Genomic DNA, 13,440 nt, shown 5'->3' on the forward strand with positions numbered 1-13,440 from the left:
ATAAAAAATATGTACTTTTGCACTCTTATTTTTATTAGGAAAAAGTCCATAGAAAATGAACATAACAAGAGAGAATATTGACGAGCTTAATGCAGTACTTAAAGTAGATATTGCAAAGACTGATTATAGCGGTAAAGTTGAAAAAGTTTTAAAAGACTACCGTAAATCTGCTAACATACCGGGTTTTAGAAAAGGACATGTGCCTATGGGCCTTGTGCAAAAACAGTACGGTAAAGCTGTGCTTGTTGATGAGGTAAATAAATTGTTGCAAGACGCATTACAAAAATATCTTACCGAAGAGAAACTTGACGTTTTAGGTAATCCTTTACCTAAAGATCAGGATAATCTTGATTGGGATGCTGGTGACTATTCTTTTGAATTTGAATTAGGTCTTGCTCCTAAATTTGATGTTGATCTTTCTCCTAAAGAAGCAATTACAAGTTATAAAGTAGTTGCAGACGATAAGATGATAGATAATCAACTTAAAACCATACAAAAGCAATATGGTAAGATCGTAAGCAAAGAAGTTGCAGAAGAAGGAGATGAGCTTACAGGATCATTTAAAAATGAAGATGAAGAGATTGATAATAAAACAACGCTAGAACTTGAAAAGCTAAAGGGGAAGAAAAACCTTAATGCTTTTGTAGGTGCAAAAGTGGGAGATGTTATCACCGTTAAAACAAAAGGTCTTTTTGCTGAAGCTGCAGATTACTATGCTAATCTTAAAATATCTGAAGAAGATGCTAATGAGAAAGATGTTGAGGTTTCTTTTACAGTAGAAGAGGTAAACAAACGTGAACTGGCAGATTTTGATCAGGAATTGTTTGATAAACTTTACGGTAAAGATGCGGTTAAGAGCGTTACCGAATTGAAAGAAAAGATTAAGCAGGACGCTGAGTCTCAATTTGAGCAGCAGGCAGATCAGCAACTTTTAAACGCGGTTACAGAAAATCTTATTGAGAATACAAAATTTGAGCTTCCGTCAGAATTCCTTAAAAAATGGATTCAAAAATCTGGCGAGAAAGAATTAAGTTTTGATGAGGCTGTAGAAGAATTTGATCGTTCTGAAAAAGGATTGAGATATCAACTTATAGAAGGAAAGATTATTTCAGAAAACAACCTGCAGGTAACTTTTGAAGAGTTGAAAGCGTATGCTAAAGAGATGATCAAAGCACAAATGGCACAATATGGTCAACTTAATCCTGATGATCAGGAGTTAGACAATATCGCTGCTCGTATTTTAGGTAATCAGGATGAAGTAAGAAGATTATCTGAGCAATTAATGAATAAAAAATTGCTTGATTTCTTTAAGGAAAATGTAAATCTTGAGACTAAAGAAGTAACTTTTGATGAGTTTGTCAAAGAAGTCTATAAATAGTGATTCTATAATATAAATAGTATATTTAAGGCGTTTAACCATCAAGTTAGACGCCTTTTTTAACTATTATAGATTAAGGTGTTATTACACCTTTTTTATTACTACAATAAATATTTCGCTATTGCGAAAAATGAATTTTAAAATACTATGGATTACGGAAAAGAATTTGAAAAATATGCCATCCAGCATCACGGGGTGAATAGTATGTACTACGATAAAATTATGAGTAGTATGTATCCGGTAAGTCTTACACCTAATATTATTGAAGAAAGACAAATGAATGCAGTCGCTATGGATGTATTCTCAAGATTAATGATGGACCGTATTATATTTTTAGGTACCGGCATCAATGATCAGGTTGCAAACATCGTACAGGCACAGCTTTTATTTTTAGAAAGTACAGATGCTGCTAAAGATATACAGATATACATCAATTCACCAGGCGGAAGCGTTTATGCCGGTTTAGGTATATACGACACCATGCAGTTCATAAAGCCAGATGTAGCAACAATATGCACTGGTATGGCTGCTTCTATGGCTGCTGTGCTTTTATGTGCAGGTGCTAAAGGAAAACGCAGTGGGTTAACGCATTCAAGAGTGATGATTCACCAGCCTATGGGTGGAGCTCAGGGACAGGCTAGTGATATTGAGATCACAGCAAAAGAAATAATAATGCTTAAAGAAGAGTTATATAAAATAATAGCAAAACATTCTGGTCAAACTTATGAAACTGTTTATGAGAATAGTGACAGGGATTACTGGATGAAAGCAGATAAAGCTTTAGAATATGGTATGATTGATGAAATCCTGACCAGAGAATAAGCTTAACAGAGAATGTTACTGCCTAAACAAAGGCAGATTTACTAATACATCGGTCTTTTTATTTGCTAGATAAAACTTGTAAAAAGATCAAATATGTGAATTATGGCGAAGGAAGAATTAGAATGTTCATTTTGCGGAAGAAAGAAACCCGAGACCAACCTTTTGATAGCGGGTCTTGACGCTCACATCTGCGACAGATGTATAGAGCAGGCGCATGGTATTGTTTTAGAAGAATCTAAAGACATAGACCATGGCGATTTTGCAAATGAACTAATGCTTAAAAAACCAAAAGAGATTAAAGATTTCCTTGATCAATATATTATTGGCCAGGAGTCAACAAAAAAGATTTTATCTGTAGCGGTGTACAACCATTACAAAAGATTGTTGCAACCTGTTTCAGAAGATGATATAGAGATTCAAAAAAGTAATATTATAATGGTAGGCCAGACCGGTACAGGTAAAACCCTCATGGCTAAAACCATTGCACGCATGCTTAATGTGCCACTTGCTATTGTAGATGCTACTGTACTTACAGAAGCCGGTTATGTAGGTGAAGATGTAGAAAGCATTCTCACCAGGTTATTGCAGGCAGCAGATTACAATCTTGAAAAAGCACAACGCGGTATTGTTTTTATAGATGAGATCGATAAGATCGCACGTAAAAGCGATAATCCCTCAATTACTCGTGATGTAAGCGGTGAAGGCGTACAGCAGGCTTTACTTAAATTGCTTGAGGGAACTGTTGTAAATGTTCCGCCTAAAGGTGGAAGAAAACATCCTGATCAAAAATTTATTGAAGTAGATACTGAAAATATACTTTTCATTGCAGGAGGAGCCTTTGATGGTATTGAGCGTAATATAAGCAAGCGTCTTAATATGCAGGCTGTAGGTTTTAGTGCAAGTAAAAGTGAAGATGTGATCGAGAAGGATAATCTTCTTAAATACATAATCCCGCGTGATCTTAAAGATTTTGGGTTAATACCTGAAATTATTGGTCGCTTGCCTGTTCTTGCTCACATGAACCCGCTCGATACAGGAACCCTAAGAGCTATTCTTACTCAGCCTAAAAATGCCATCATTAAACAATATGAAAAATTGTTTGAGATGGATAATATAGAATTTGAAATCACAGACGATGCTCTTGATTATATTGTTGAGAAAGCTATAGAATACAAATTAGGAGCACGAGGATTACGCTCTTTATGTGAAGCTATACTTACAGACGCTATGTTTGATCTCCCAAGCTCTGAAGAAGGTGAACTTGAGGTAACACGAGAATATGCAGAACATAAACTTGAAAAATCAACGATTAAGAAATTAAAAGCAGTTTCTTAAAAAGAGATTATTTAAATTGAAATAAAAAAAAGCCGCATCAACTATAAGTTGTGCGGCTTTCTCGATTTATAGTTGGGTAAGATTATATTCTGTTTGTTGATAAATTTTATGGCAAAAAAAATACTTTGATCTAGCAGCAATATTTTGAGTTAAATACTGCTGCTGGTATCAAAGCTTTAGTCCTATCAAGACTATGTGAGTGTTTTGAGTTATGATTTGTTACCTCTAAAGTATAGGGATAAAGCTTAGAGAAAAAAGTTTTTAGTTAAACGACGACTTTTTTCGTTGAAGAGCAAAAAGCCAAAATTAAGTCCTACGCGTTGAGGCTTAATAGTTCATCTACATATTCTCTTGTGTTACTAAGACGAGGTACTTTATGCTGCCCGCCCAGTTTATTTTTGGCTTTAAGCCAGTCGTAGAATAGTTTCTCCCTGGCTATGTGAATTTTAGGGGCATTTAAGGTGATGTTATTAAAACGCTTGGCCTCATAATCACTATTGATCTCCATCAATGATTCATCAAGAACCTGATTAAATATCTGGGCATTTGTAGGTTTCACTTTAAACTCAATGATCCATTCATGAGCGCCTTTGCTCTTGCCATCCATAAAAATAGGAGCGGCAGTATAATCTACAATTTCAGAATTTGTGATCGCGGCAGCTTTCTTTAAAGCCTGTTCTGCATTTTCGATTATAAGTTCTTCGCCAAAAGCATTGATGTGATGCTTGGTTCTGCCCGTCACTCGTATTCGGTAAGGATTAATTGAAGTAAAGCGTACTGTGTCGCCCACTTTATAACGCCAAAGCCCAGCATTAGTAGTAATGACTAGTGCGTAATTTTTACCTTTTTCTACTGCGCTAAGCGGAATAATTTTCTCGTCAGGTGTATTATACGTTTCCATGGGAATGAACTCATAGAAGATCCCATAATCGAGCATTAAAAGTAATTCGCTGGAGTCGTTTTGATCCTGAATAGCAAAGAACCCTTCAGAAGCATTATAAATCTCATAATATTTAAAGTCATTCAACGGCAATAACTTTTTATATTGATCACGGTAAGGATCAAAACTTACACCGCCGTGAAAGTAAACTTCAAGGTTAGGCCAGATATCAAAAATGGTTTTTCCCTTAGTAGAATCTAGAACGTTATTGAGTAAAACAAGCATCCAGCTGGGCACACCGGCAAGACTGGTTACATTTTCGTTTATCGTTTCATCTACTATTGCCTGCATCTTAGTTTCCCAGTCACTCATAAGAGAAACCTCGTTGCCGGGAGTACTGCTAAATTCGGCCCAAAAAGGCATATTATCGATCAAAATGGCAGATAAATCACCGTAAGAAGTACCATTGCTTTCATAGAGTTTTTTACTGCCACCTAGCCTAAGGCTCTTGCCTGTAAAAAGCTGAGCTTCCGGGTTATTGTTGAGGTACATGCAGAGTAGATCTTTGCTTGCTGCATAATGACATTCTTCAAGAGATTCCGGACTTACCGGAATATATTTGCTGCGTGCATTTGTGGTACCGCTGCTTTGTGCAAACCATTTGATCTGGCTGGGCCAGAAAATGTTAGATTCACCTCGTCTGCCGCGTTCTATATTGGGTTGACTACCTTCATAACAAGACAAAGGGACATTGCGGGCAAAATCTTCATAATTACGTATGCCGCTAAAGTTGTATAACTTACCTATTTCTGTAAAACGCGCACGCTGTACCAGCTTGAGCAATAGCTCATTTTGCACATCATGAGGGTATTTTAAGAACAATTCCATCTGGTGAATACGCTTTTTGAGGAACCAGGACGCTATGGAGTTGACTAATGGAATCGGCATTTTGTTAGTATCTTTAGGCCTTTATTTTGCACTTTTGCAAGAAAGTAGCGGTCTAAATTAAGTTTTTTTAATTTGAAATTTTCAACAAACTTTAAAATTTATGCAATATCAGGGTGTCTTAAAAAAAATGCAAACAGAATTGCAAAATCCAGTTCAATACTACTTGCTTTTTGACACAGATTTTATTCATGTAAACCAGCTAATAGACAAAGAGATACGTATAGAGTTTCTTAGATATCAATGTCTGGAATGTGGTAAAGATAAGAAGATCTATCGCCAGGGCTATTGCTATGATGATTTCTATAAAGTACCTCAAGCAGCAGACTGGATCATAAGTCCTGAACTGAGCAAAGCACACCTAGATATAGAAGAAAGAGATCTTGATTTTGAGAAAAAGGTACAACTGCAACCGCACGTAGTTTACCTGGCTAACTCGAGCAGTATAAAAGTAGGGGTAACCCGAAAGACACAAATACCTACACGGTGGATAGATCAAGGAGCGCATGAAGCAATTGAGATCGTAGAAGTACCTAATCGTTATCTCGCCGGTATTACTGAAGTTGCCTTAAAAGATCACATTGCAGATAAAACTAACTGGCGTAAGATGCTGAAGAATGAGATCGTAGATGAAGATCTTGTGCAATACAGAGATGATCTGTATCAATATATCCCTGAAGAAGCGCAGGAATATTACATGGCAAATAATCAGGAAACGCATATTGAGTTTCCTGTGCTGCAATATCCTCAAAAGCTAAAAACTTTAAACCTTGCTAAAACCCCCTTTTATACAGGAAAGCTAAAAGGAATAAAAGGGCAATATCTCATTTTTGAAGACGATACGGTTTTTAACGTGCGCAACTATGAAGGTTTTGTGGTCAGTATTACAGTAAACGTTTAGTATAAAAAAATCAATAGACTTAAGAAAGCTGCCTTTAACTGAGGCAGCTTTTTTATTTAATAAATTTTTAAACTAAAATGTTAGTTTAAACTAAATATTTAGTTATATTTGTTTTAGAAATCGATCAAAATAATATAAAAATTAGCCTTTCAAGGGCAAAAATCAGATGAAACAACTCACAAAAGCCGAAGAAGAAGTAATGCAGATCCTCTGGGATCTGGGCGAAGCAAATGTTGCTTCAATCCTAGATAAGATGCCAGAGCCAAAACCCGCTTACAACACCGTCTCTACCATTGTGCGCATACTCGAGACTAAGGAGTTTGTAGATTATAAAAAGGAGGGCAGAGGGCATATTTATTTTCCTAAGGTTAAGAAAGAGACCTACAGCAGCGCAAGCATGAATAAAATGGTAAACGATTACTTCAATGGCAGTTTTAAAAGTATGGTATCTTTTTTCGTAAAGAAAAAAGACATGAGCGTGACAGAGCTGGAAGCGATCTTAAAAGAAATCAATAAAGACACATAATTATGGCGGCATATTTATTTCAGGTAATTCTATTTCAGGCGATTTTCCTGATCGTCTATAAGATCTGGTTACAGAAAGAAACTTTCTTTAACGCAAACCGGATTTACCTATTATTTACCCCGATTTTAGCTCTTTTTCTCCCGTTTTTAGAAGTAGAAATGCTAAAAGAAACAGTAAGTATGTCCAATATTGTAAGAGAATTACCTGCGGTTTTTATTGGTGATCAGCCTCAGGAAATTGCAATGAATCCGGTTATAGAAAACCAAACCGATTTTAGCCTGCAAACAGCCGTTTTTTGGCTTTATGGAGCAGGTTTTTTAATAAGCCTGTGGCTTTTTTGTAGAAAATATGAAGCGTTAAGCCGGTATTTTAGGTTTAGAAAGTCAGGAGATAAGCAGATCATCACAATCCCAAACAGTACTGCGGCTTTCACATTTCTCAACACCATTTTTTTAGGTGATAAAATAGATACGCTTTCGCGAAAGGAAATACTGGCGCACGAGCAAGTACATGTTAAACATTTACATAGTTATGACCTGCTGGTGTTTGAGGTTTTGCGCATTGTGTTTTGGTTTAATCCTGTGATCTATTTGTATCAAAAAAACATTAGCGAGTTACATGAATTTGTAGCCGATAAGCAAGCCGCCGCACAAACCGAAAAAAAGCAGTATTACAATCAGCTGCTCAATACCGCCTTTGGTACAGAACGAATTTCATTCATCAATACATTTTTCAATCAATCATTAATCAAAAAACGAATAGTTATGCTACAAAAAAAATCAGCTGCAAAAGCCAGTATAAAATACTTTATCCTGCTTCCACTTTTTGTGGGAATGATCACTTACGTCTCCTGTACGTCAGATTCTGATAAAATTATTGAAGAAGAAAATGCTAGTTTAAATGAACAGCTGGCACAACTTGAGATAACACTTGATAATATAGATTCACTTTCTGATGATGAACGCGAAAATTTAAGGAAGGTTCTGGCAAAAGCTATCGATCAAAAAACAAATGTTCAAATAACTCAAGAGGCAGGTAAGGCAACTACTCAGGACGAACTTACAGATGTTCCTTTCGCAGTTGTAGATGAGATTCCCACTTTTCCCGGTTGTGAAGGTTTAGATAATGAAGGCCGAAAAAAGTGCATGAGTGAGCATATTAGTTCGCTGGTCAATCAAAATTTTGATACCAGTTTAGGTGAAAAATTAGGTTTAAAAGGTGTTAATCGTATATACGTAAGATTTAAAATTGATACCAATGGGGAAATAGCGGATATTGGTGTGCGTGGTCCGCATCCAGTGCTAGAGGAAGAAGCTAAGCGTGTTATAAACCTCATTCCAAAAATGAATGCCGGGAAGCAAAGGGGTAAACCTGTAAACGTGATGTATTCTCTTCCTATTGTTTTTCAGGTAGCTGAATAAATCTTAAAAATTTCATAGTGTTATGAAAATATTCATAAAGCTTATTACATTTCAAATTCTGGCTCTTTGTATGCTGGCAGTTACTTCTTGTGAAAATGAAGGTCAATCGGGAAATGATACAAACAAAGCAACCTTAGAAGAACAACTAGTAACTCTACAAAACACACTTGATAAAAAAGAAACTCTTACTCTGGCAGAAGCAGAAGAACTGGAAAAATTTCTAATCAGGAGTCAAAGTCTGGTCAGCTCTTCTAACCTTACGCATATGATTAGCGGGACAGTAACAGCCTTTGATACGGGTAAACCTCTTCCTGGTGTAAATATCGTAGAGAAAGAAACGTCAAATGGAGTAGTAACAGATTTTGATGGAAATTACACAATTGAATTAAAAGACGAGAACCCAACTTTATCTTATTCCTACATTGATTATAAGAAGAAAGAAATTCAAGTAAATGGAAAATCTACTCTGGATGCTGTCCTTGAGGTAAAGGAAAATTAATTTAAAATTGAATGCGTATAAGATTTAATATAAAAGAATAATTAGAATCAATGGGGCCGCCAATGTGCTGCTCTTTCTGCTCCTTTTTATTCTTTAAAAATCTAAATCAAAGATGTTTATGAATAGATTTCTAGTAATCCTATTTATCTTAGCCCTCAAAGCCGAAGCACAACAGACTTCGGCTTTGAACATTGCAGACAGTTTGTATAATGTGGGGAATTATAGCGAAGCGATTTCTCGCTACGAAGAAATAACACCTAAATCGCCCAGTCTTTATTTAAAAATTGCTCGTGCTCATCAGGCAAAAGGTACACTTGATGACGCACTTACTAATTATAAGTTAGCAGCCACTTCTACAGATGAAGCAATTGCCATGAATGAATATGGCAAGCTGCTTATTGCGACAAACCATTTTAAAAAAGCAGATAGTGTTTTTACACAATTGATCGAGCAATATCCTACAAATCCTAATTTTTACTATCAGCGCGGCAGGGCTGGAGAAAATATTAAACCCAAACTTGACAGCACTGTTATTGATAAAGACAGTATAAAACCGATTTTAGCTGCGCGAAATGCATACATTAAAGATTACGAGAAAGCTGTAGAACTAGACAGTACCCACCAAAAGGCGTTGTACGAAACCGCTTTATTTTATCTCAAGAAAAAAGATTATCCCCTTGTTGAGAAACTCTGCATGAAAGCGTTAGAATCTTATGCAGACAATGTTGAGGTCATAAGTGTATTGGCACAAAATTTTTACTACCGCGGTTTTCATGACGATGCAATCCCGTGGTTTCAAAAACTACTTGATTTAGGGCAAAATACGCAGTTTATACATGAAAAACTAGGCATGAGCTATTACAAAGAGCGAATGTATGAGTTGGCTATTGAACAATATTTAGAAGCTCTTAATTTTTCACCTGAAGATTTTTACCTGCATGCTATTCTGGCAAAATTATATAATTATAAAGCAGATTTCAAGGAGGCGCAGAAACATGGCCAGCTGGCAATCTTTTTTAAAGATATGGCGCTAGATGAAGATTATTACACTCTGGCAAATACATATAAAATTCATAAAGACTGGCAAAAGTCTATGGAGTATTTAAATCTGGCCCTAGAGGAGAATCCTGATCTTAAAGATGCTATTTATGCCAAAGCAGTAGTAGCAGATAATTATTATGCAGACAAAGAAGCCGTGATCAAACTGTATGAACATTACCTTGAAAAAAATGATTTTGAATTTGAGCCGCGTGTGAAATTGACGCGCAGCAGGATTAAAATTCTAAGGCAAGAACTATTTATGGCTGCAGAAGATTAAAACCTTTCTATACAGTTTATCGTAAACTAATAAGTATACCTATTTTTGAAGGGTACGAGAAAGTTATGATAAAAAAAATCTTACCCGCCTTTTTTCTTTTTATAGCTGTTTTAGGCTGCGATTCAGACAAGGGATTGAATTGCTTTCAGACAGCCGGTGATATTATTCAACAGGAATTTGTGGTTGATGATTTTAGAAAGATCATTGTAGAAGAGCGGGTTCAGCTTATTTTGAAACAAGGTCAGCAAAAAATTGTTGTAGAAACAGGTGAGAATCTAATTAGCGATATTGATGTTTCAGTAAAAGATGGTGTGCTAACGGTTTTTAATAATAACGGTTGCAATCTTGTACGCGATTACAATATTACTAAAGCAATAATTACTTCACCTAATATTACAGAAATACGTAATGCTTCGGGATACGAAGTGCAAAGTGATGGAGTTCTCGCTTATCCGGCTCTTTCTCTGATAAGTGAAGATCTTGAGGAAGAGGATTTTTACCATAAAGATGGAGATTTTCGCCTTGAGCTAGATGTACAAGAACTTCAAATAACGGGTAATGGTCTTAGTAATTATTACCTAAGTGGGCATGCAACTTCTGCAGATATTGAGATTCTGCAAGGTGACGCGCGTGTGGAAGGCCGCGATTTACTAATTGATGATCTGTATATTTATCATCGCGGAACGAATCAGGTAATTGTGAATCCGCAGTTGTCGTTACGCGGGCAGGTTTTGAGCACGGGTGACCTTATTGCAGTTAGTCATCCTGAAATAGTTGAGGTTGAAGAATTGTACACGGGTAAATTGATTTTTGAATGATGAGATATAAGATCTCATTTTCACATTGATGACATTTAGAATTCTGCGAGTAGTTGGGTATAACTTTAAACCACTAACCTGAAAACTTATTGATGTGTGATGATAAAGCTTAAATAATTTTACTGATAATTAAGTGCGATCATAACTTAATATCTACTGTTCACGGAAAACGTATCTTTGCAGGGAAGTTCTACCTGTTATTTTAAGTAGACGATCTTATATCTAAAAGCGAAAGAGGTGCAAAGTCCAGAACAACAACCATCAAATGATACTCCGCATAAAGCGGGATTTGTAAATATTATAGGTAATCCTAATGTAGGTAAATCTACCCTTATGAATGCCCTTGTGGGTGAACGTTTATCTATAATCACATCAAAAGCACAAACTACGCGCCATCGTATTTTAGGTATTGTAAATGGTGATGGCTTTCAGGTAATTCTAAGTGATACACCGGGAATTATAAAGCCGGCGTATGAGTTACAGGCATCTATGATGGATTTTGTAAAATCTGCTTTTGAAGATGCAGATGTGATGCTCTACATGGTAGAGTTAGGCGAGCAGGAGTTAAAAGATGAAGCTTTTTTAGAGAAAATAAGAAATGCTAAGATTCCTGTGCTTTTGCTAATCAATAAGATTGATAAGGGCGACGAAGAATCACTTGAGAATAGTAGAACATTATGGCAGGAAAAGGTTCCTAACGCAGAGATTTTTGCTATTTCGGCTTTAGAGAATTTTGGTGTGAGAGAGGTTTTTAATCGCGTATTAGAAAGTTTGCCAGCTTCACCTCCTTTTTATCCTAAAGATGCATTAACAGACAAGCCTGAACGTTTTTTTGTAAATGAGATCATAAGAGAAAAGATTCTCATGCACTATAAAAAAGAAGTCCCTTATTCTGTAGAAATAGATACTGAAGAGTTTTTTGAAGAGGAGAATATCATACGCATGCGCAGTATAATCATGGTAGAGCGCGACAGCCAGAAAGGTATCATAATAGGTCATAAAGGCTCAGCTTTAAAACGTGTAGGCAGTGAAGCTCGTAAAGATCTTGAGGCTTTCTTTGGCAAGCAGGTTCATATAGAACTATATGTTAAAGTAAATAAAGACTGGCGCAGCAGCGAGCGTGAACTTAGACGCTTTGGTTATAATAAGAAGTAGATTCTAATCTGTGTTTTGAAATTCTAAACTCTTGTTTTTTGTAAGCTCCCATAGAGCATAACTTATCACCACAATATATTCTAAAGCTACTAGCCACAAATTTTCTTCGGTTACATTTTGCTTGTAAGCAGAATAACTCAGAAAGACCACCGCACTCCAAACAATGGGGAAACGATATTTTGTAAAAATCGAAAGTAAAAGTGGAGTAGCGATGTACCAGGGATGAACCGTAGTTGCGAGCAAAAAATAAAAACTGATGCCAAAAAGCATTGCCGTAAATAACTCTTCTATAGATTTGATTTTCCGGAAAAAGGAGATAAAAATCAAGAAAAAGAGCACTAAAAACGGCAAAATATAAGCCGATTCTCCAATAACATCATAGCCTTTGGTCAAAAAGCCCACCCATCTAATGAGGTAAAAAAGACTGGCATTAAATTCAAATTTGGCAAACCATAAAGCCATTGTTTGGCTAAAGTTTAAAAAGAATTCTTCTGATAAAAAGGGCAGGAATGAAAGCGCAACTGTGGCCAAAACCACTGCGTAATATCTAAAATTAAATAGAATAGCTTTTCGCGAAAGCGAACCCAGTCTTGTATTTATCTCCTTTTTTGGGGCTAAAATCTGCCAAAACAGGGGTAAAAAGAGTAGTGGTAACAGCTTTACAGAAACCGAAATTCCCAGCAAAACCGCAGACCAAAACCATTTTCTTTTTGATAATAAGTAGATAGAAGCAATCACAAAAAACAGCATTACACCTTCAAAATGTAGGTTTCCCGTAAATTCAATAATCACAAACGGATTTAAAACATACCAGAAAATACGGTGCTCAGGAAGGTTCATCGATTTAAGAAGTTTGCTCCCAAAAAATAAAGTTCCCAGATCTGCTGCGATGATTAGAATGCGCATAACGACTACGCTTCCCATAATCCCATTAGGACTTAATAATGAAGCTAAAGCGAAAAGCAATTGATTAACCGGCGGATAGTTAGTAAAATGACTTGCACTAAGTTCGCCCATTCCCAAAATCAGCTCAGAAGCATTAGAAATCGGTAATTTACCGGCTAAAATCCACTCGTTGGGCGTGCTTAAATATGGGTTTATCCCCGAAAGCAACAAACGACCATCCCAAATAAACCTAAAATAATCCTGTGATAAATTGGGTAAAGCAACGATAAAAACGAGTCTAAAAAGGATAGCAATGCTTAATAAAATTTTCAAATTCCATTTAAAGAGCTGAATAATTTTGAAAGATGCGTAGAATAAGGCACCGTATAAAGTAATGAGTTTTATAAAATCGTAGCGTGCTAGATCGTAGGCAAATACACCATAAAATATTGCAGTAATGAGAACAAAAAGTAGTGATAATTTAAACTGCTTTAAAAATTGCATCATAGAATTTCGAGTTACAATTTTTCTGTAATCACCCGTTATTGTTGAAGTTT

Annotated in this window: 12 protein-coding genes; 10 read left to right on the plus strand and 2 right to left on the minus strand. The window is 36.1% G+C overall.

Features of this window, described 5'->3' with window-relative positions; genetic code table 11:
- Window positions 1-55 precede the first annotated feature (55 nt).
- The 3 genes from tig to clpX all read left to right on the plus strand — a co-directional run bounded on the left by tig (window position 56) and on the right by clpX (window position 3,535).
- A complete protein-coding gene (gene tig, locus ACH3O9_RS09785) occupies window positions 56-1,378 on the plus strand; it encodes a trigger factor (protein ID WP_416439881.1) in 1,323 nt (440 codons plus the stop codon).
- Between the two features lie 147 nt (window positions 1,379-1,525).
- Complete coding sequence (clpP, locus tag ACH3O9_RS09790) at window positions 1,526-2,200, plus strand: ATP-dependent Clp endopeptidase proteolytic subunit ClpP (RefSeq protein WP_416439883.1); 675 nt, start codon at window positions 1,526-1,528, stop codon at window positions 2,198-2,200.
- Window positions 2,201-2,302: 102 nt separating this feature from the next.
- Window positions 2,303-3,535 (plus strand): ATP-dependent Clp protease ATP-binding subunit ClpX, encoded by a 1,233-nt coding sequence (clpX, locus tag ACH3O9_RS09795; protein WP_416439885.1) that lies wholly within the window; start codon window positions 2,303-2,305, stop codon window positions 3,533-3,535.
- Between the two features lie 313 nt (window positions 3,536-3,848).
- Here the strand turns inward: clpX and ACH3O9_RS09800 are convergent, their stop codons facing one another.
- Window positions 3,849-5,363 carry a GH3 auxin-responsive promoter family protein gene (locus tag ACH3O9_RS09800; protein ID WP_416439887.1) on the minus strand — a complete coding sequence of 505 codons (1,515 nt, stop codon included), beginning with the start codon at window positions 5,361-5,363 and terminating at the stop codon, window positions 3,849-3,851.
- A gap of 100 nt (window positions 5,364-5,463) precedes the next feature.
- Between ACH3O9_RS09800 and ACH3O9_RS09805 the strand changes: the two genes are divergently transcribed.
- From ACH3O9_RS09805 to era, 7 genes are all read left to right on the plus strand, one after another.
- The gene (locus ACH3O9_RS09805) at window positions 5,464-6,261 is read left to right on the plus strand and encodes a DUF2797 domain-containing protein (protein WP_416439889.1); all 798 of its coding nucleotides are present in this window, start codon (window positions 5,464-5,466) and stop codon (window positions 6,259-6,261) included.
- Between the two features lie 166 nt (window positions 6,262-6,427).
- Complete coding sequence (locus ACH3O9_RS09810; RefSeq protein WP_416439891.1) at window positions 6,428-6,787, plus strand: BlaI/MecI/CopY family transcriptional regulator; 360 nt, start codon at window positions 6,428-6,430, stop codon at window positions 6,785-6,787.
- Window positions 6,788-6,789: 2 nt separating this feature from the next.
- Entirely contained in the window at window positions 6,790-8,208 is a 1,419-nt protein-coding gene (locus tag ACH3O9_RS09815) for a M56 family metallopeptidase (protein WP_416439893.1), read from the plus strand.
- A 22-nt stretch (window positions 8,209-8,230) separates the two neighbouring features.
- The gene (locus ACH3O9_RS09820; RefSeq protein WP_416439895.1) at window positions 8,231-8,707 is read left to right on the plus strand and encodes a carboxypeptidase-like regulatory domain-containing protein; all 477 of its coding nucleotides are present in this window, start codon (window positions 8,231-8,233) and stop codon (window positions 8,705-8,707) included.
- 118 nt (window positions 8,708-8,825) lie between these two features.
- Window positions 8,826-10,025 carry a tetratricopeptide repeat protein gene (locus ACH3O9_RS09825; protein WP_416439897.1) on the plus strand — a complete coding sequence of 400 codons (1,200 nt, stop codon included), beginning with the start codon at window positions 8,826-8,828 and terminating at the stop codon, window positions 10,023-10,025.
- Window positions 10,026-10,090: 65 nt separating this feature from the next.
- Window positions 10,091-10,843, plus strand: coding sequence for a head GIN domain-containing protein (locus ACH3O9_RS09830; protein WP_416439899.1), 753 nt, complete (start codon window positions 10,091-10,093; stop codon window positions 10,841-10,843).
- A 237-nt stretch (window positions 10,844-11,080) separates the two neighbouring features.
- Entirely contained in the window at window positions 11,081-11,998 is a 918-nt protein-coding gene (gene era, locus ACH3O9_RS09835) for a GTPase Era (protein WP_416439901.1), read from the plus strand.
- A gap of 3 nt (window positions 11,999-12,001) precedes the next feature.
- Here era and ACH3O9_RS09840 read toward each other — a convergent pair whose 3' ends face one another.
- On the minus strand, window positions 12,002-13,390 hold the full coding sequence (locus ACH3O9_RS09840; RefSeq protein ID WP_416439903.1) for a glycosyltransferase 87 family protein: 1,389 nt from the start codon (window positions 13,388-13,390) through the stop codon (window positions 12,002-12,004).
- Between the last annotated feature and the right edge of the window lie 50 nt (window positions 13,391-13,440).

Origin of the sequence: Leeuwenhoekiella sp. A16, assembly GCF_047946675.1 — a bacterium.
Classification (GTDB): Bacteria; Bacteroidota; Bacteroidia; order Flavobacteriales; family Flavobacteriaceae; genus Leeuwenhoekiella.